Below are 17,462 nucleotides of genomic sequence, written 5' to 3' on the forward strand. Positions count from 1 at the left end.
TATAAAAAAAGACGATTTGAAAAATCGTGATACATAAAATCGTGATACATATTATGACTATTTTTTTAATACCTACTATACTGGCTCCTGATACGCAAAATAGTGTGTTATCACCTCAGATTATAGAAGTAGTAACAAACCTGAATACTTTTTTTGTAGAAGACTTACGTACAGCCCGACGCTTTATCAGCAGCCTGAAATTGGGTAAAGTAATTGATGACCTGACTTTTTATGAGTTAAATAAAGATACCCCGCAGGAACAAACCCTTGCACAATTAAAAAAACTGAATGCCGATGCCGGGATTATCAGCGAAGCAGGTTGTCCGGGTATTGCTGACCCTGGAGCAGTAGCGGTTGGGTTTGCGCATCAGTTAGGTTATAAGGTCAGACCGTTGGTCGGGCCGAGTTCTATTCTTTTAGCATTAATGGCATCAGGCTTTAACGGGCAGAGTTTTACTTTTCATGGCTATCTGCCTATTGATAAAGCCACCAAAATAAAATCGCTTAAAAATCTGGAGCAAACGGCTAAAACCAAACAGCAGACACAGATTTTTATGGAAACCCCTTACCGAAACAATCAGCTGTTAGAAGATGCCCTGCAAAATCTGCATCCTGAAACCATGCTCTGTATAGCCGCTGATATAACAGCCGAAGATGAATTGATTAAAACGTTGTCTGTTAGAGAGTGGAAAAAACAGAAACCTGATTTGCATAAAAAACCTGCTATATTTTTACTACTCTAAAATATAACCATGTCTTACTAAATCATCGTGAGTGTTTATTCTGAATGTTTTCCCCTCTCTGATTAAATACAAATCGTCACTTACTTCCATATTATGCTTGTAAAGATGGTCAGTAATGATAATTCCCTTTTTATGTTTTTCTCTATTGATTACTTCTTTTAATTTTTCAACATGCAAGGGCATGATATGCGAGAAAGGCTCATCTAATATAACAAACTTCACATTGGACAAGAGAATAATGATGGCTTCAAATAAACGTATTTCACCACCTGACAGTGTAGCTAATTTTTGATGTTGATATTTTTCGAAAACCGGAAGTTCCTGAATAATAGAATTGAATGAAACCTGAAAGATGAGGCATATCTCATCAATGCTGAGTTGTTTAGGAATAAAGGTTTTCTGAGGCAAATATCGGATAGCATCAGGTACCATTAACAAACTTTCCTGGTATTGTTTATTAAGCCTCACAGACTGAAAATTGCCTTTTAATGAGCCAAAAATAATGCGCATCAGACTGCTTTTGCCACAACCATTTCTGCCTAAAAAGCCTGTTACTTTGCCGGTTTCGGCTTTTACATATACATCTGAAAGAATAGTACGGGTATTATATTCAAGATAGACACTGTCAGCTTCTAATAGGTTTTTTGTCATAGTAGGTCTGTTAAATTTAAGAGTATGACAAATAAAGTTAAGTCAAAGCCAAGTACTGTCAGAATCAGATGATTAGGTTTGATACCCAGGTTTTCATAGAAGGGAAATTCATCAATCCGATAAAAGAATTTTAAGAGAATAGCTGTCAGAATCAAGGTCATTGTTTTAGAAAATATAAACAATGACTTACCATCCTGAAACTGATGATAAGTATATAATAGTCCAAAACTCGCCAGTAAAGTAAACGGACTAATGCTTTTGTAATATACCCAAATTGCCTGTAGTTTTATCCTCATTCTTGCTATAGCAGAATCATGTTTTTTAAATTGCCTACCGTTCAACTGTAAGCTGTTATTCCGATTCCGGCTATAAAAGTCATTGTTAATCTTTGTATATCAAAATGAGAATAGATGATTTAATATATTTTAACAGATAGCGAAACCGCATCTGTATTAAGCTATTTTAGTGTAGAAGACCTGAGAGCAATAATCAGGGAAAACTAATCTTAACCAATAGTTTCATTTAAGGGAAATATTATTTTCTACGCTTAATAGCCGCCTCGATTCTTTCAACAAATACGTGGAAATTCTTTTCATGGGTGGTTTTTTCGAACAATGCCATCAGGGAAGCCATCCAACGACCTTTACGGGCGACATTGAATACCTGAGAAGAGATGTTTGTATGGTTATTTTCCTGACTCAGGGTATATACACCTTTATACCACCACTCACCCTGTATAGTCAGCTGGTGGTTAGTAGTATCTACTGTTACAAATTCTTTATGACCATCATGAAAATGTACTATGAATCTGCCATTTTCTTCTTTAATATGACAACTCATCTGATTGGTATAAATGAAAGGCATATCATTTCCTGAAAATGACCCCTCATCAATATCAAACAGCACATTTTCTATATCCTGAATAGAAAACTGGCTGCTTTTCTCAAAAATCCAAAGTGGTTTTCTTTTCGCTGGCATAAATTTTTATACAAGTTAGTAAGCGTATATATCTGATAAATATAGGTATTTATAGTGAAATTATGCTGTAAGGTTTAAAATAGATAATAAGATAAATCATGAAAACTATTGTTCCGGCACAACGGGAAGGTACCGCATACGATACCATTTCTGAAAGGATTTTCCCTACTGAAAAACTAGCTAAAGCCCATTTTCAGGTAGCTAAAGACAGGCTTTTGGCTATTAATCATTGGCACAAAGTAACCGCAGAAGAAAAAACTGTATTTGGCTTAGTGAATGGCCGAGGCGAACAAGTGGAGCGAATGCCTGCTATCGGAGACTTCATCAGAATTGATATTCCGGGCCCGATGAATCATACAGGTGATGGATTTGACTGGGTAATAATTGAGGATATTTTTGAAGATGAGGAAATTCATGAGGAATTTATTTCCATACGCGTAAGACCCTCATCAAATCCTGAGAAGCATAATACAGAAATAGCACATTTTTTTGATGACATGGCTACCAGTACTTTTATTGTAAAAAGAGAAAACAATAAGATAAGTGCCGAAGTACATGGCAGAAATGAGAAACCTAATTTAGATGAACTAAGTTTGATGGATAAAATCAGGAATACTTTTGTAGCCTTTGGGGGAATTTTAGGTGGAAGTAAAATTCAATGGAAGAGCTTTACAGAAGGGTTGTTAGTCTGATTCGGAGATAAAATTATAAAGCTTCTTTTATTGAAATTCTGATATTTTTATTTTGTTTTGAATCCCGGTACTTAACCAGAGATTCACTAATGAAAGGCACATACTTCGTTCTGATTTTAGCTGTTATTGGTTGTATTAGTTGTACAACTAATCAAAAAAGTATTGTTAATATCCCATACCCTCAACCATTTCCTGATTCTACTGCACGTACTTTTTTGCCCGGAATCGTTTCTAAAGAGGGCATAGATTTCAATTCGGCATTTTCGCCCGATGGCAAATCCTATTATTTTACAAGGTCAGAAAACAGACGTTGGACTATTTATGTAACTCATTACGATGGTAAGGGGTGGTCAGAGCCTGTAGTTGCTCCTTTCAGTCAGGATAAATACTCAGTAGCAGACCCGGCTTTTGCGCCTGATGGCAAACTCTATTTTATTTCAAACAGACCTAAAACGGTAAAAGATACCTTATCAGATTTTGATATATGGTATGTGAAACCACTCTCTGAGGGACAATGGTCTGCCCCTGAAAACCTGGCAGTTGTTAATTCTGATAGTGTAGAATATTATATGTCTTTTGCCAGCAATGGCAATATGTATCTGGGTTCTGCAAGGGCTGGTGGCCTTGGCATGGAAGATATTTATATAAGCAGATATGTGAACGGGCAATATACCAAACCCGAAAACCTTGGCCCAGCTATTAATTCTGTTTATTCAGACCATGACCCATGTATTTCGCCTGGCGAAGATTTTATGATATTCAAATCAGAAAACAGACCTGACGGATACGGGGAAGCAGATTTATATGGCTCTCAATTGGGGAAAGATAAAAAATGGCTAAGAGGAGTAAATATGGGTAAGCCTTTTAATACAAATACTTATGAGTATTGTGCATACCTGACACCCGATTTAAAATATTTTTTCTTTAGCAGCGAAAGAAACGTGAAATGGATTAGTGCAGATTTTCTGAAAAAACGTATTGGCGAATTATGTAAGGAGTAAAAATCAGGGCTGAACCTGACCGAAATTCCATTTGGCTAATAGTTCATATCTGTTGGTAGGAGCAATACTTAAAATATCGGCCGAAAAGCCATTGCCCCAGCAGGCTCTGGCCTCTATCATAAGCCTTTTACTTCTTACGCCAAGCCCGGCAATTAATCCTTGTTCGCTTTTTCTGTCAAACGACGATACAAGTTCAGACTGTCCTCCGTCAATGTCCTCTACCACACTTCTGTCATTTACAATAAAAGCATTTGATATACCTCCTAAAACATAAATAGAGGGCTTGCCTATATAAAAAGTATATCTGAACAGATTCTGTATGCCTAAATAACGAATATCATACCGGAAACGACTTTCTACGTCGGTAGCTGTGCTTTTCAGTGCATAGGTATGAACTTCGTTCTGAATAGCGAATTTTCCTCTCCCTCTGGCAAAAACGTAATTCAGAAATACCCCTCCTGCCGAGGTGATATTGCCATTGCCTTGTACATATACATAATTGGGCGGGGTAGAGGTAGATATAATGTGTCTGATACGAGAGTACCCTGCTCCGGCTGCTACGCCATATTCCCACTTGCCACGGCTATTCTGTGCCAGTTCAGGTTTCAGAATTATTTTGAAACAATCGTTATAACTGTCTATCAACTTTTTTATGTCTTTGGTATAGTAGTCAGTATTCTGAACCGGAAGTTTTTTGCAGGCATCGGCCAACAGTTCAGATAATTGTAGCTGATATTGTTTGATTTTAGCGGTCTGGTTTCCTGTTTCAATAATATGGTATACCAGCGCTTCAAAGGTATTGTTCTGTTTAATTAAAAAATGCTCTTCTGAATCTTTATCTACAAAATGATACAGCGTTGCCTTGCCTGCAGAGAGTACCCGCACAAAAGCATTTTTCTGGGTTAGTCTTTTAGTTCTGTTATAATAAGCACCTAAGCTCGGGAAGACAATCTTACTGCCATTTCTGGGGAGTTTTTCAATGGCAAAACTTAATGAAGTGTAGGTTTCCTGATTAAAATCTATAATAAAACCACTTAACTCAGTGCTGCTGTAAACAAAACTGGGTTGGTTCATTTCTCTCTTGAAAAAAATTTCAAGAGGGCTTTTAATCCATTCTTTATAATCAATAAAGCCACTCAGGGTATCTTTATCGGCCGTTATTAATTTCCCTTTGATGAAGTTTCTTTGAGCAAGGCAAAATTTGGCAATAAAGATTAACAAGAGTGTGGTTGTTAGTTTAGTTCTCATAAATCCAGCATTCCCTTATTCAAAGATATTGAAATAATACTTTTATTACTCAAAATCTGAATAAAATTTATTCAATAGCGAATAAACGTAAAATTTTACATTTTACCAACTAAATGCCTGATTCTTACAGATTTAAGTATTTATAACTATACGTTAACAGCTACGGCACATCGGATAGTTTTTTATAGGTTGAGGATTCAGAAAACAGCAAGCTTTAAACGGGTTTATAAGCTGATAAAAGCCGGAATAATTAAACTTATTGTATAGCTATTTTGCCAAAATTATATTTCAGTAGTAAGTCAAGCCTGTTGTTTGGAATAGTAACATTTGCACCCGTAGTGAAGCCATTTCCCCTATAATACCGGGCTTCAAGCATAAACCTTTTTTGACTCATACCTACCCCGACAATGGCTCTTTGCTCATCGTTTCTGATGGCCCAGGGTAGATAAACTAACTCTTCGGTAGAGCCATCTCTGCGGGTAAGTGTACTATTCTGTTTAATAATAGTGGCATAAGAAAAGCCGATCAGGGCATATACAGAGGGCTTGCCTACGTAAAATGTATAACGAAATAAATGTTGCAGACCTAAATAGCGCATATCATAATGAAAATGCTCGTTATCATAAGTGGTTAAACTTTTTGTCTGATAGGTGTGTAATTCATTCAGGAGCGCATATTTGCCTCTACCTCTGGCAAAAACATAGTTGAGAAACAAACCACCCACGGGAGTAATGCGTGCATCTCCCTGAACTTCGGTATATCTGAAAGGATTAGCCATGGCATGTTTCATTTTTGTATAGCCTGCTCCTAACATAATACCATACTCCCATCTGCCTTTATCTTTTTGTGGCGAAACCGTTTGTACTGCTCCGCTGAAGCAACTATTGTAGCTATCTATCAACTTCCTTAAACTACTGACATAATATTCTGTGTGATAGATAGAAAGCGGCTTACAAGATTCGGTTAATAGTTTTGATAGCTGACTGCGGAATTCGGTGAATTTGGCAGAATGATGCTTGGTTTCAACAATATGATAGACAAGTACCGTAAGCGAATCGTCTTTTTTTATCAGAAAGTGAGGTTCAGAATTTTTATCTACATAATGGTAAAGGATAGCTTTACCATCAGATGCTATTCTGACAAAGGCATTGATAGATTCTATTTTTCGGATACGATTAGTATATTCTTTCATATTGAAATAGACAATTTTATTGCTACTTCTGGGAAGATTTTCAATCTCAAATTTTAAAGTATGATAGGTTTCCTTATTGGAGTTAATACTGAATCCGGCTATCTGAGAGGTTGTGTAAGTGCGTGCAGGTTGAGTAGGGTCGTCTTTGAAAGAAATCTGATTTGGGCTTTTAATCCATTCTTTATAATCAATATATCCGCTGAGCGTATCTTTGTTAAAAGTGAAGATTTTGCCTTTAGTAAAGTTTTTTTGTGCCAGGCAGATATGCGTAATAAAAAAGAGTAGTAGGGTGAAGTTTAGTTTAGATTTCATTTTGTCATTAGCTTGTCTATTACCCAAATATAGTGAATTATCTATGGATTGAGGAAAAGACAAGCTAAATATAGTAGTATTGTATAGCGTGATTATTTCTTATACTTACACAAAGAATTATCCGCTTTCAGGTAGTAAGATTTAAAGTTGAGGGCTTTGGGGTCCATGCAACCTTTAAGGTTCAATAATTCTACTTTACTGAACTCTATCGGGTGGCTTTCGGCTTGTAGGGCTATGTAGCCTTCTGCTAATGGCGTACTGTCTTTCTTTAACCATTCCTGTGCGGAGGCATCGTCTATATGTGCCTCTTTGAAACCATAGTCTTTGCTTACAAATCCACCACCTACCTGTGGTTTTTCAAAAGCAAAAACTACCTGGTTATCAATCAAATGTTGTACTAATGAATCTCCCAGCACAAGGGCTTCTATGGTTACCCATTGGTCTCCATCATAGGTTTTCGACCATGAGTCAATGCAGTGTTGAGTATTAAGTTTTCCTTTGATATACACCTGTGTACCTGGCGTACAAAGATTAGCTGTATGGCGTTCGCCTTTACCCAAGCCTCCCAACATCTGCAATTCTAATGAAACAGGGAAATCCTGGCCTTTTGACAGACTGGCTGCTGATTGCGAATGAAGCATTACACCACTGTTTCTGACATTCCACGAAGCACCGCCTTTGGTCTGATTGCCTACAAAGCGATAGGTAAAACGCAGTTTATAATAAGAAAAAGGCTGATTGTAGTAGAGATGACCGAATTTTCCGTCGAACTCTTCGTATTCATCATACGCAATTTGCAGAATGCCGTCTTTAACACGGAAAGTATTCTTGTAGTTGTCGTTTAACTCTTGTCCGGCTATTTTAATGTCCCATCCTGTCAGGTCTTTGCCATTAAATAGCTGTTGCCATTCTTCTTTTTCAGGGTTGTTTTTTTGTGCTTGTGCAGTGAAACAAAAGGCCATTAGAATAAAGGCCAATAGTGGATTTTTCATGTTCGATTTTACAGATGAGGTTGAATCCTTAAAGGTATTAAACTCTACCCGAAAAATCAAAACTCAATGGTAGTACTCTTGATTTTTGAATTGAAAAGAAAGGTTTTCTTTTGACCTGTATAGAAGAAATTAACCAGATTGGTTTGGTCGTCGAATAATTCCTGCATTATATCATTGTAGATAACATGGTCTTTTACAGCCTGGCTATCCGGTATTTCGACATATACCCAGGTAGCATCGCCTTCTATTTCTTTGCCTAAATAGTTGATAGGTTTTTTCTGCTTTTGCGGATTAATGATAGCAAAATGTTGCTGAATGTATTTGCTTAACAAGGCATCACTGTTATCATTCTTGCCACCAACCATTATTTTTTGCCCATTGTTGAGTTTAGTGAGGGCATTCTCTAAATCGTCGGTAAACAAGCGAATGGTTATTTCAAGAGACTTCTCTCTGGGATTATACTGTATTTCGGTAAGCGAAGTATGAAAGGCGTGTAAAGCCGTTGCTTTTTCTGTTTTCTGAACTTGCAACGGAAAAATAAGAAGTGCGAAAGAGAGTATGAAGTGTAATAACTGCATTCTATGAAAATATATAAAAGAATCGGGGTAGAATGAAACGCTATTCTACCCCGATAAAACTATTATCTAAACAATGCCTTAAAAGTATCGTTGAAGAGTACCAATACCATCAGTGTCAATAAAATGAATGTACCTACTTGCTGGGTACGCTCCATAAACTTCTCTGATGGTTTGCGTCGTGTAATCATTTCGTACAATAAAACTACTACGTGACCACCATCTAAGGCTGGAATCGGAAGAGCATTCATAAAGGCTAAGCCCATCGAAAGCAGACCTGTTAGTCCCCAGAATCTTTCCCAGTCCCAATAACTTCCAAACCATTGGGCTAAGCCTACCGGACCACTTACTGCATTACCGGCAGAAATGTGTCCTTTAAAAATACGCCCGAAACCTTTAATCTGGTTAGGAATTACAGACAATGCTTCTGTAGCACCTACACCAAAGGCTTCGCCAAAGTTATATTTTTGGGTACTTGCCACTAATTGTGAGTTTGCTCTGAAACCCAATTTAGATTCGCCTGAAACAACGGGATATAGTTTTACCTGCTGACCGCCTCTCTCAACTACTAATTCAATTTTTTTATTCTTGTATTTTTCCAGCTCAGTCTGAAACTGCTGAAAATAAGAAACTGGCGTACTATCAATTTTTACAATCTTGTCTCCTTCTTTTAGTCCGGCTTTTTCTGCTGGGGAGTCTTTAGTTACTTCTCCCACTTTAAAAGGCATTATCGGCTCAATAAAAGGAACTTTAGTCGCTACCTTATCAATCAGATTATTCGGAACAGGTATTTGTTTAATTTCTCCGGCTCTTTCTACTGTAAATTCGGTATTTTCCTGCATCAAAGCGGCACGCACTTCACCAAAATCGGCATAATCTGCGCCATTAACTTTCATGATTTTATCGCCGCTCTTTAATCCGATTTCCTGGGCTAACGGATAAGCATAAATCCCTGCCTTGTTTACCTCTGCTTTTGAATAGTATTCATCGCCCCATACAAATTTTACTCCCCAGAATATCAAAATCCCTAAGATGATATTTACAATGATACCCCCTAACATCACAAACAGACGTTGCCAGGCTGGTTTTGAACGGAACTCATCAGGCTGAGGTTCTGAAGAAAGCTGAGAAGCATCTTTGGTTTCGTCAATCATCCCTGCGATATCTACATAACCACCTAATGGAAACCAACCTAAACCATATTCGGTATCACCTACTTTCTTTTTCCACAAGGCAAAGTTCAGCACATTAGGTAATGGGAAAAGGAAGTCGAAGAATATATAAAATTTATTTACACGAATACCAAAGATACGAGCAAAAATAAAGTGTCCAAACTCATGTAACCCGACCAGAATTGTTAAGGCAAGCAAAAGTTGCCCAATCATTGTTAATACTGCCATTAGAAAATTGAATAAATTTAAAGATAATGTATAGGTTATTTAGCCATAAAATATCCTGTTTTGCAAACGCAAATGCTTGGGTGTTCGTTCCATTTTCGCTAAATCCTACGTTCAGCCTGCATAATCTATGCCACTACTAACGAAAATACATTCAAAATTAGCATACTTATTAATGAAAAGAACGATTTTTAATTAAATCTTTGTTAAACGATTAGTAGATACCCATATTTTAATATCCACAATGGAATTGTGCATGAATCCAGTAAAGTACGATGTAATTATTATAGGCGGTGGCCCGATAGGGCTTGCGTGCGGTTTAGAAGCCCAGAAGGCGGGCTTAAAGTATGTAATATTAGAAAAAGGCTGCCTGGTTAACTCTTTATATAACTATCCTGCGAATATGACTTTTTTCAGTACCTCTGAACGTTTAGAGATAGGAGAGGTGCCTTTTGTATCAAATAATGCCAAACCTACCCGTAGCGAGGCATTAGAATATTATCGGCGGGTAGCAGCACATAAGCGTCTGAACGTAAGGCTTTTTGAAGAGGTATTGCAGGTAATGCCAAAAGATACAGAAGGTTATGAGGTAATCAGCAAAAAGAATACTTATGAAACCGACCATATTATTATTGCTTCGGGCTTTTATGATATTCCACAGAAATTGGGGGTAAAGGGTGAAGACTTAGCAAAGGTAACCCACTATTACAAAGACCCGCACTTTTATGCTTTCCAGAAAGTTTTGGTAGTAGGAGCCAATAACTCGGCGGTTGATGCCGCTTTGGAAACCTGGCGTAAGGGCGCCGAGGTAACAATGGTTATCAGGAAAGGCGAAATAGGCAGACGAGTAAAATACTGGGCTAAACCTGATATCGAGAATAGAATTAAAGAAGAGTCTATCAAAGCATTTTTTAATGCTGAAATTGCAGAGATACGGGAAAATGAAGTAGATATACAAACCCCCAATGGTATAGAGACGATAGCAAACGACTGGGTGATTTCGATGACGGGGTATCAACCTAATCTGGCATTCCTGAAAAAAATAGGGATTAATTTATCGGAAGATGAAATCATGAAGCCGGAATATAATGATGATACAATGGAAACCAACCTGAAAAACGTGTATCTGGCAGGGGTAATTTGTGGCGGTATGGATACCCATAGCCTATTTATAGAAAACTCACGGGTACACGCTGAAAAGATTGCACAGAAGATAATAAAAACCCCACAATTGGCTTAATCGTGGGGTTTTTAGAAATAAGGAAATTCTTTATTACTGCAAAACCAAGGAAATTGTCTTGGGTTGTTCTAATGCTACATCAGCCACTTTGCCTATGCCTGAATATTTTACCTTGTAACCTTTATTTTCCAGTAAGTATATGGCATCACGTAGGGTCATGCCTTCTACATTAGGTAAATCGGTATTATCACTTACTACACGCCAGGCTATGCTATTACCATTTTTAACAGCTTTTGCCCAACCAGCATTACCGGGTGCATTTTGTAGCCCCAGTGTTTCTGCTACAGTTCTGAAATCTTCTGCATAGCCACTTTGCTCATGTGTTTCAATTTTCTGTACATTGCTGTTTTTGTTTTTAGCCGGATGAATGGCTACATCATAAGCAAAGATTTTATCAGCAATGGTACGGAATACCGGAGCCGCCACATCACGAGCGTAAAGGTTTGTCCCTTGTGGTTCGTCGATAATGACAGCACAACTGTATTTAGGATTATCGGCAGGAAAGAAACCGATAAAAGCGGTATAATATTGCCCCTGTACATAGCCGTTTTCCCTTTTCTGAGAGGTACCTGTTTTCCCGGCTACTTTACAGAACCCTGTATTGATATTTTGGGCTGTTCCATTTTCTACGACACCTTTCATCATTTCATGTACCAGCTTAATGGTGCGGTCTGAGCAAATCTGACCTTCTTCTTTACGGCCTTCAAATTTCTCTATCACTCTGTCGGCCTCCTTTATTTCTTTCACAATAAAAGGTTGTACCCAGTGTCCGCCATTGGCAATAGCATTATAAAAAGTAAGCATTTGCAGAGGCGTCAGCCGGCTTTCATAGCCTATCGACATCCAGGGGACGGTTGTAGAACTGAAAGTAGAACTTTTTCCATTCTTAATGATGGGTTCTGTTTCGCCTTTCAACTGAAAACCAACAGGCTTGTCTAATCTGAAATTGCTCAGGTAGGACACAAAGTTATCGGCTCTTGAGAAACCAAAATAATTTTTAACCAGGGTATAAATACCTACATTACACGAATGTTCAAATACTTGTCTCACAGTCTGATTGCCGTGTTTTTCTGAACATTTCATTTCAATATTATTATGCATGATAGAACCGCCGCAATAGGCAGCCGGAGCATCTAACCCTAATTTACTTTTCTCTAAAATAGCCACCATACTTGCCAGTTTAAAAGTAGAACCCGGGTCGGTACCTCCTTTTACGGCATAGTTGAAGTCTTCGGTATAGTAAGTCTCACCTTTTTTAGTCCTGCGTGAAAGATTCGTAATCGCTTTAATCTGTCCGGTAGCCACTTCCATGACTATGGCTGAACCATACTTGGCATTGGTACTTATTACCTGATTTCGTAGAGAACTCTCAACAATATCCTGAAAATTAACATCGATGGTAGTTACTACATCTTGCCCTGCTTCCGGGCGAACTTCCGGCGTATCTTCTATGGGTTTCCATGCACCTCCGGCTAACCGTTGAAAAAGCCCTACACCGTCTCTTCCGGCCAGATAATTATTAAAGCTGAATTCGATTCCGAAATCTCCTTTCGATTGGGTATCACGGTCAAGTTTTCCGATAGAGCGCAAGGCCATATCGTCAAAAGGCATTACCCTACGGTTCAGTTGTTCAAACTTACCACCCCCTTTCATTTTGCCTTCACGAAAAAAAGGATAAGTTTTGATTTCTTCCATTTCCTGAAAATCAACCAGGCGGTCGCCAAAAGCCACAAATTTTACTTTTCTACTTTTTCGGGCATTCAAGATTAATTCTTTGTACTGATTGGGCGTACGGTCCTGAAAGAAGTCTGATAATAAGTTGGCTAATGAGTCTAAATGGTCATTAAAAAACTTGGTTTTAGCTCTGGATACATCTAAACCAACACGATAGCGGGGTACCGACGTAGCCAGTAAACTACTGCCATCAGTAGCATAAATATTGCCACGGGTAGCTTTTATCTGCATAGGTTTGCGTTGTACTTTCGCAACTTTGTTCATCCATTTCTTTTTCTGAAATACCTGTACAACAAATATCTGAGCAGCTATAAGCGAGCCTATCAGAAATATTAAACCGAAAGTAAGTTTGGCTCGCCATTGAATTTCTTCACGGATAGAGGGCTTCGCTGACATGATTTTTTTGTTAGTTGGATTTAATTACTCTTTTACCACTATTTTGTTAGGGGGTGTAATGTTTTCTTCCAGCCCTTTATCTGTTAGCTTTTTAGCAATTTCAGATTGTTTGCTGGCAAACATATAGCGTGATTTCTGCGAAATATACTCAGCACGTTTTTCTTCCATATCATTACGGGTTTTCTCAATTTTTTTGATAAAACCTTCGTAACTGTGTTGAACATAAATGTAGAAAATACAAAGAACACCTAACCAGACAATGCGTTTGAGTGTTTCGGTAGGAAGAGAATCCCCTAAATTGAATCGGTTACTAAGCCATGTGTTGATGCGTTCGAAAAGCCCGGCTTTGCGTGGAGCCTTGGGCACAGCAGGTGCAGAACGGTGGCGAAAGGTATTGGTTGCCATTCCGATAGATGATTTATAGTTATTATTAAAGCACGATTGTCAAACAAATGTATGAATTATCTCCTGATTCTGTCAAAAGTTGTGCAATTTTTTTGTAAATTTTAATACTAACCCAATCATCTACAACAAAAAAATCGCCCTTACTGAAAGAACGATTTTTTCAAGGTATTGTTTTAATATTTACAAATTTATAACTTATTCATTCATAAGCGTTTCACTTGTATTTCTACACGTTCTTTTCTATCAGGAAAAGACCGTTTCTAACTGCTGTTTCTTTGGGAAATCGGGTGTTACCAGATCTGCCTCCGGTTTATAAATATAGGGCATCGGGAAACCCCTTTCCTGAAAGGTTGGTTCTGCCATATTGTTATAACGCAACTGGATAGACCAACGGATATTATTCGTAACATTATTCCCTGAACGATGTACCAAAAACGCCGAAAAAACCAGTAAATCCCCCACTTCAAACTCGGTCTGGATATAGGCATCTTCTGGTAAATCTTCCTGAATACTGCCTAAATAACCCGATGTATCCGCTTTCAGTAAGCCATCTTTGTGGCTGCCAGGTAAAATCTGTAATGAACCTAATGCTTCACCACAATCTACCATCGGAAACCACATAACAATACTATCTAATGAACCCTGACCTGTGCGCCAGTCCTGATGTGCCCCTAATTTCCAATGGCTACCACCTTTTGACAAGTAGCGACTATTGAACTGCATGGCAGGACGTACCCCAATCATGGGAAAATCGTAACCCAGCGATTTTAGTAAGTTAATCAATTTAGATTCTGTACCTAAACGGTGCAGAGATATTAAATGCTGTGCTTGTTTACCAGTATTAACAAAAGTATTGAAATCGGCTTCGAACAAATCAAACATGGCTTGCTCAAACTCATCTTTATTATCAATATCTACACTTTTGCCCAATACCCGTTGAATCTGCAAGGCAAAAAGTTTACGGGCTTCGGTATATATCTGATTGATTTCTTCTTTGCTAAAGAAATTTTTCAGAATAATATAGCCGTCTTTGTTAAATTGTTCTTTCATTGTTACTATAGCTTATAATCCATTCAAAAAATTAAATAATAGGTCAAAATAAACTGCTGTAGTAAGCCTATAAAATGATTTTTATCAGTATAGCTTTTATTTCTCTAAAATAGCATAGCCAAAGCCTGCTCTACCAAACCCATTACCATTGTATAACAGATATTTTTTATTATTATGTTCATAACAATAAGCATAATCTATCATTTCATAATCAAAATCATTCGGATTCTCTGATTTATGAATTCCTACCAGATTATCTTTACGTTCCCATTGGAAACCATCTTTCGATTCGGCATAACCTAAACGATAACTTTGGTTGCGGTCGGTGCGGTAATCTCTGGTATGTCGATAAGAATAATACATCTTGAAGATGCCATCTTCAAAAAACACACTTGGGCGACCTACTGCGTGTAAAAAATCATCAAATGGCAGAGCTATATCGCCTGTAGGTTCCCACTTAATACCATCTTCAGATACTGCTACACGGCAATCGTAATAGGGTTCAGGGTATCCATGTATGTACTCGCATTTTTGTCCTGAAATATACCACATCATCCAACGACCATTTACGTACATAACCGATGGCTGCGCTGCCCAGATAGGATTGTGGATTGATCTATCCATAATAGGCCCACGGAACATTTTCTTGAAGGTAATTCCCCCATCAGTACTGATAGATAACCCCATAGACAGACGGTAAGAGTTGTGGGTGCGATTCCAGCCTGTATAATACAACCAGATGTCTCCGTTTGATTGCGGTACAAACCAGGATGGCATTGCTCCTGTTTCGTCGTACTCGCCCGGCCCGCCTAAATCTAATACGAAAGTATCGTGGATATAAAGGATTTTAGTCGGGTCGTCATAGTCCACATCAATAAATGTCGGACGTGATTGTCCCTGGTCGTCTCTTGATGAAAAATATACTCTCAAAAAATCTTTATGTTTGTAAGCATAAGGCACTTGTGCATGCGAACGACTATGTGCCAAAGTACCATCTGGTTTGTAGATTACCCCTTTTTTTTGCCAAATGGGAGCCACACCCCCAGCCCCTAAAGGGGGGCTTTTATCTTCGTTTATCATTCTTTTGATAATATTTAATATCTCTTCGGTGGAACGGCTTAAAACTTCATTTGTAATTCTCAACACTGTAATTCCAACCGATTTATAAAATTCGTCTTTTTCTTTATCTATTAATTTTTGCTCTTCAGTGTTATGAACACTACCATCAATTTCAATTACTAATTTAAGAGAGTGACAGTAAAAATCTGCTATATAATTGTCAATCGGGTGCTGTCTTTTGAATCTAACACCTAACTGACTATTAGAAAGAAAATGCCACAAATGCTCCTCCATCGGTGTAGGGTTCGCTCTCAATTTAGCAGCCTTTTCAAAAATAATATTCCCAGCCCCATAAAACATATTCTCCTTCATAGCCTGAATGTATTTTGTGTTAGCTCCCCTTTAGGGGCGGGGGGGCGGTTATTTGTTCGCCTTACGGTTGCGTTCAGCTCTGATTCTCCAGTTATCCTTAAAATCTTTCCCCGGAATTTGAAGATTTACATTAACTGTCGGAGCTTTTTTGGTTTTCTTAAATTCTAATACATAATAGCCATTACCAAAAATCCATTGCAATTTTACGTCTTTCACATTCTTTGGTAAATCTTGTAGAGGGACCTGGTCGGCAAACATGGGGTTGGCATCCATCAATATCTGATAGGTTTTCTGGTCTCTTAGCCATGCACCTACGCTTTCGTCGCCCACAACTACTCTGCCACCCACTTTTACCACACGGTTGAATTCTTCGAATGCTTTGGCTCTTTCTGAAAACGTATTAATGCCCCCAAAATGAAAAACAGCATCAAAATAATTGTCTTCAAATGGCAGGTAAGCACCATTCCCAATGAAATAATCTATCGTTACGTCTTTCTTATCGGCAAATTTCTCTTTCGCATGACCCAACATGGCAGGAGATAAATCAGATAAAACGGCATGACCGCCCGGTGTGATTTTATCAATAATATATGCTGAATCTTTTCCTGTACCAGCCCCAACTTCTAATACCTTCATACCCGGTTTTAGCTTCAACATACCAATCATGGTTTTGCGTGTGGCTGCTTCGTTGGCATGTAAAGATTGGAATACCCATGATACGCCACGGTCATAACGCAAGTGGGCATCGTTATAAGCTACTTGCTCTTTGCGGTCTTGCTCGAAAAGTTCTTTTGGATAAACTAAATCTACAATGTTGTGTATATCATACGAGAGGGGTTCTTCCTGAGAGGTATTATGAAGTGTTTTGCCGTCGGCCGAAAGAACCAATTTAGTTCTGGTTTTAGGGCAAATCAATTGGTCAAAAAATTGAGTCATTATTTGGTCTATATCTATGTTAAAGCGTCAAAGTTCAAGATTTTTGCTGAAAAAACCATAGGAAAAAGGCAGATTCTATGGATTAGTTTATCCTATGGTTTTGGTGAAAAAGTGTAAATAGATTTTATAATGCTAAAAGACTATCAGCAGAAATCCCCAAATTATGATATAGATTTTTAATCATCCTAAGAGTGAGAGGCCTCTTTTTATTTAAAACTTCCGATACTCTCTCTTTGCTTCCAAAGTATTTTACTAAATCTTTTTGATTCAATCCTTCTTCTTCCATTTTATATTTTATAGCTTCTATTGGGTCAAGTGGAGTGATCGAATACTGTTTTTTCTCATAATCCTCTACCAGAATAGATAGAACCTCCAATAGATCAGCCTCTTTACTATTTTCAGGACAATCCCAAAGTTGCCTGATATTATTCATTGCAGTAGTATATTCTTCTGCCGTTTTGATTGGGGTAATAGTTATATTTTCCATAA

Annotated in this window: 18 protein-coding genes and 1 pseudogene; 4 read left to right on the forward strand and 15 right to left on the reverse strand. The window is 38.0% G+C overall.

What is annotated here, in order from left to right:
- Positions 1-53: 53 nt before the first annotated feature.
- The gene (locus EWM59_RS01615; protein ID WP_207219927.1) at positions 54-743 is read left to right on the forward strand and encodes an SAM-dependent methyltransferase; all 690 of its coding nucleotides are present in this window, start codon (positions 54-56) and stop codon (positions 741-743) included.
- On the opposite strand, the gene EWM59_RS01620 is transcribed toward EWM59_RS01615, so the two are convergent.
- From EWM59_RS01620 to EWM59_RS01630, 3 genes are all read right to left on the reverse strand, one after another.
- Positions 735-1,394, reverse strand: a complete 660-nt coding sequence (locus EWM59_RS01620) for an ATP-binding cassette domain-containing protein (RefSeq protein WP_130019196.1) — start codon at positions 1,392-1,394, stop codon at positions 735-737. The genes EWM59_RS01615 and EWM59_RS01620 overlap by 9 nt on opposite strands.
- Entirely contained in the window at positions 1,391-1,690 is a 300-nt protein-coding gene (locus tag EWM59_RS01625) for a hypothetical protein (protein WP_130019197.1), read from the reverse strand. Before EWM59_RS01625 ends, EWM59_RS01620 begins: the two co-directional genes overlap by 4 nt.
- 238 nt (positions 1,691-1,928) lie before the next feature.
- Positions 1,929-2,372, reverse strand: coding sequence for a hypothetical protein (locus EWM59_RS01630; protein WP_130019198.1), 444 nt, complete (start codon positions 2,370-2,372; stop codon positions 1,929-1,931).
- 98 nt (positions 2,373-2,470) lie between these two features.
- Here EWM59_RS01630 and EWM59_RS01635 point away from each other — a divergent pair, with 98 nt between their 5' ends.
- Both EWM59_RS01635 and EWM59_RS01640 read left to right on the forward strand, forming a co-directional pair.
- Positions 2,471-3,064, forward strand: coding sequence for a hypothetical protein (locus EWM59_RS01635; RefSeq protein ID WP_130019199.1), 594 nt, complete (start codon positions 2,471-2,473; stop codon positions 3,062-3,064).
- Positions 3,065-3,153: 89 nt separating this feature from the next.
- Positions 3,154-4,065, forward strand: a complete 912-nt coding sequence (locus EWM59_RS01640) for a TolB family protein (RefSeq protein ID WP_130019200.1) — start codon at positions 3,154-3,156, stop codon at positions 4,063-4,065.
- Between the two features lie 3 nt (positions 4,066-4,068).
- On the opposite strand, the gene EWM59_RS01645 is transcribed toward EWM59_RS01640, so the two are convergent.
- The 5 genes from EWM59_RS01645 to rseP all read right to left on the reverse strand — a co-directional run bounded on the left by EWM59_RS01645 (position 4,069) and on the right by rseP (position 9,784).
- Positions 4,069-5,313 carry an outer membrane beta-barrel protein gene (locus EWM59_RS01645; protein WP_130019201.1) on the reverse strand — a complete coding sequence of 415 codons (1,245 nt, stop codon included), beginning with the start codon at positions 5,311-5,313 and terminating at the stop codon, positions 4,069-4,071.
- Between the two features lie 256 nt (positions 5,314-5,569).
- Positions 5,570-6,817, reverse strand: a complete 1,248-nt coding sequence (locus EWM59_RS01650; protein ID WP_130019202.1) for a hypothetical protein — start codon at positions 6,815-6,817, stop codon at positions 5,570-5,572.
- Positions 6,818-6,909: 92 nt separating this feature from the next.
- Entirely contained in the window at positions 6,910-7,809 is a 900-nt protein-coding gene (locus tag EWM59_RS01655; protein WP_130019203.1) for a 3-keto-disaccharide hydrolase, read from the reverse strand.
- 56 nt (positions 7,810-7,865) lie between these two features.
- The gene (locus EWM59_RS01660; RefSeq protein ID WP_130019204.1) at positions 7,866-8,387 is read right to left on the reverse strand and encodes a DUF6702 family protein; all 522 of its coding nucleotides are present in this window, start codon (positions 8,385-8,387) and stop codon (positions 7,866-7,868) included.
- A 62-nt stretch (positions 8,388-8,449) separates the two neighbouring features.
- Positions 8,450-9,784, reverse strand: coding sequence for an RIP metalloprotease RseP (gene rseP, locus EWM59_RS01665; protein WP_130019205.1), 1,335 nt, complete (start codon positions 9,782-9,784; stop codon positions 8,450-8,452).
- Between the two features lie 253 nt (positions 9,785-10,037).
- Here rseP and EWM59_RS01670 point away from each other — a divergent pair, with 253 nt between their 5' ends.
- The gene (locus EWM59_RS01670; protein ID WP_130019206.1) at positions 10,038-11,021 is read left to right on the forward strand and encodes a YpdA family putative bacillithiol disulfide reductase; all 984 of its coding nucleotides are present in this window, start codon (positions 10,038-10,040) and stop codon (positions 11,019-11,021) included.
- A gap of 33 nt (positions 11,022-11,054) precedes the next feature.
- Here EWM59_RS01670 and EWM59_RS01675 read toward each other — a convergent pair whose 3' ends face one another.
- The 7 genes and pseudogenes from EWM59_RS01675 to EWM59_RS01700 form a co-directional block, all read right to left on the reverse strand.
- Complete coding sequence (locus tag EWM59_RS01675) at positions 11,055-13,151, reverse strand: penicillin-binding transpeptidase domain-containing protein (RefSeq protein WP_130019207.1); 2,097 nt, start codon at positions 13,149-13,151, stop codon at positions 11,055-11,057.
- Between the two features lie 24 nt (positions 13,152-13,175).
- Entirely contained in the window at positions 13,176-13,556 is a 381-nt protein-coding gene (locus tag EWM59_RS28190; RefSeq protein WP_130019208.1) for an FtsL-like putative cell division protein, read from the reverse strand.
- Positions 13,557-13,799: 243 nt separating this feature from the next.
- Positions 13,800-14,606 carry a phytanoyl-CoA dioxygenase family protein gene (locus EWM59_RS01685; protein WP_207219928.1) on the reverse strand — a complete coding sequence of 269 codons (807 nt, stop codon included), beginning with the start codon at positions 14,604-14,606 and terminating at the stop codon, positions 13,800-13,802.
- Positions 14,607-14,702: 96 nt separating this feature from the next.
- Positions 14,703-15,635 (reverse strand): glycoside hydrolase family protein, encoded by a 933-nt coding sequence (locus tag EWM59_RS01690; protein ID WP_229239259.1) that lies wholly within the window; start codon positions 15,633-15,635, stop codon positions 14,703-14,705.
- A 57-nt stretch (positions 15,636-15,692) separates the two neighbouring features.
- A pseudogene (locus EWM59_RS28325) lies at positions 15,693-16,037 on the reverse strand (endonuclease domain-containing protein); the annotation flags it as partial.
- 48 nt (positions 16,038-16,085) lie between these two features.
- Positions 16,086-16,973, reverse strand: a complete 888-nt coding sequence (locus tag EWM59_RS01695) for a class I SAM-dependent methyltransferase (RefSeq protein ID WP_130019211.1) — start codon at positions 16,971-16,973, stop codon at positions 16,086-16,088.
- A gap of 124 nt (positions 16,974-17,097) precedes the next feature.
- Positions 17,098-17,460, reverse strand: coding sequence for a helix-turn-helix domain-containing protein (locus EWM59_RS01700; protein WP_229239254.1), 363 nt, complete (start codon positions 17,458-17,460; stop codon positions 17,098-17,100).
- Positions 17,461-17,462 lie beyond the last annotated feature (2 nt).

It is taken from the genome of Emticicia agri, from assembly GCF_004168285.1.
Lineage (GTDB): Bacteria > Bacteroidota > Bacteroidia > Cytophagales > Spirosomataceae > Emticicia > Emticicia agri.

What these genes read in the sequence shown, in the direction of transcription:
- EWM59_RS01630 (WP_130019198.1), bottom strand. Translation starts at nt 2,372, where the DNA reads ATGCCAGCGAAAAGAAAACCACTTTGGATTTTTGAGAAAAGCAGCCAG.
- EWM59_RS01645 (WP_130019201.1), bottom strand. Translation starts at nt 5,313, where the DNA reads ATGAGAACTAAACTAACAACCACACTCTTGTTAATCTTTATTGCCAAA.
- EWM59_RS01625 (WP_130019197.1), bottom strand. Translation starts at nt 1,690, where the DNA reads ATGAGGATAAAACTACAGGCAATTTGGGTATATTACAAAAGCATTAGT.
- rseP (WP_130019205.1), bottom strand. Translation starts at nt 9,784, where the DNA reads ATGGCAGTATTAACAATGATTGGGCAACTTTTGCTTGCCTTAACAATT.
- EWM59_RS01650 (WP_130019202.1), bottom strand. Translation starts at nt 6,817, where the DNA reads ATGAAATCTAAACTAAACTTCACCCTACTACTCTTTTTTATTACGCAT.
- EWM59_RS01640 (WP_130019200.1), top strand. Translation starts at nt 3,154, where the DNA reads ATGAAAGGCACATACTTCGTTCTGATTTTAGCTGTTATTGGTTGTATT.
- EWM59_RS01655 (WP_130019203.1), bottom strand. Translation starts at nt 7,809, where the DNA reads ATGAAAAATCCACTATTGGCCTTTATTCTAATGGCCTTTTGTTTCACT.
- EWM59_RS01615 (WP_207219927.1), top strand. Translation starts at nt 54, where the DNA reads ATGACTATTTTTTTAATACCTACTATACTGGCTCCTGATACGCAAAAT.
- EWM59_RS01700 (WP_229239254.1), bottom strand. Translation starts at nt 17,460, where the DNA reads ATGGAAAATATAACTATTACCCCAATCAAAACGGCAGAAGAATATACT.
- EWM59_RS01670 (WP_130019206.1), top strand. Translation starts at nt 10,038, where the DNA reads ATGAATCCAGTAAAGTACGATGTAATTATTATAGGCGGTGGCCCGATA.
- EWM59_RS01660 (WP_130019204.1), bottom strand. Translation starts at nt 8,387, where the DNA reads ATGCAGTTATTACACTTCATACTCTCTTTCGCACTTCTTATTTTTCCG.
- EWM59_RS28190 (WP_130019208.1), bottom strand. Translation starts at nt 13,556, where the DNA reads ATGGCAACCAATACCTTTCGCCACCGTTCTGCACCTGCTGTGCCCAAG.
- EWM59_RS01695 (WP_130019211.1), bottom strand. Translation starts at nt 16,973, where the DNA reads ATGACTCAATTTTTTGACCAATTGATTTGCCCTAAAACCAGAACTAAA.
- EWM59_RS01675 (WP_130019207.1), bottom strand. Translation starts at nt 13,151, where the DNA reads ATGTCAGCGAAGCCCTCTATCCGTGAAGAAATTCAATGGCGAGCCAAA.
- EWM59_RS01685 (WP_207219928.1), bottom strand. Translation starts at nt 14,606, where the DNA reads ATGAAAGAACAATTTAACAAAGACGGCTATATTATTCTGAAAAATTTC.
- EWM59_RS01620 (WP_130019196.1), bottom strand. Translation starts at nt 1,394, where the DNA reads ATGACAAAAAACCTATTAGAAGCTGACAGTGTCTATCTTGAATATAAT.
- EWM59_RS01635 (WP_130019199.1), top strand. Translation starts at nt 2,471, where the DNA reads ATGAAAACTATTGTTCCGGCACAACGGGAAGGTACCGCATACGATACC.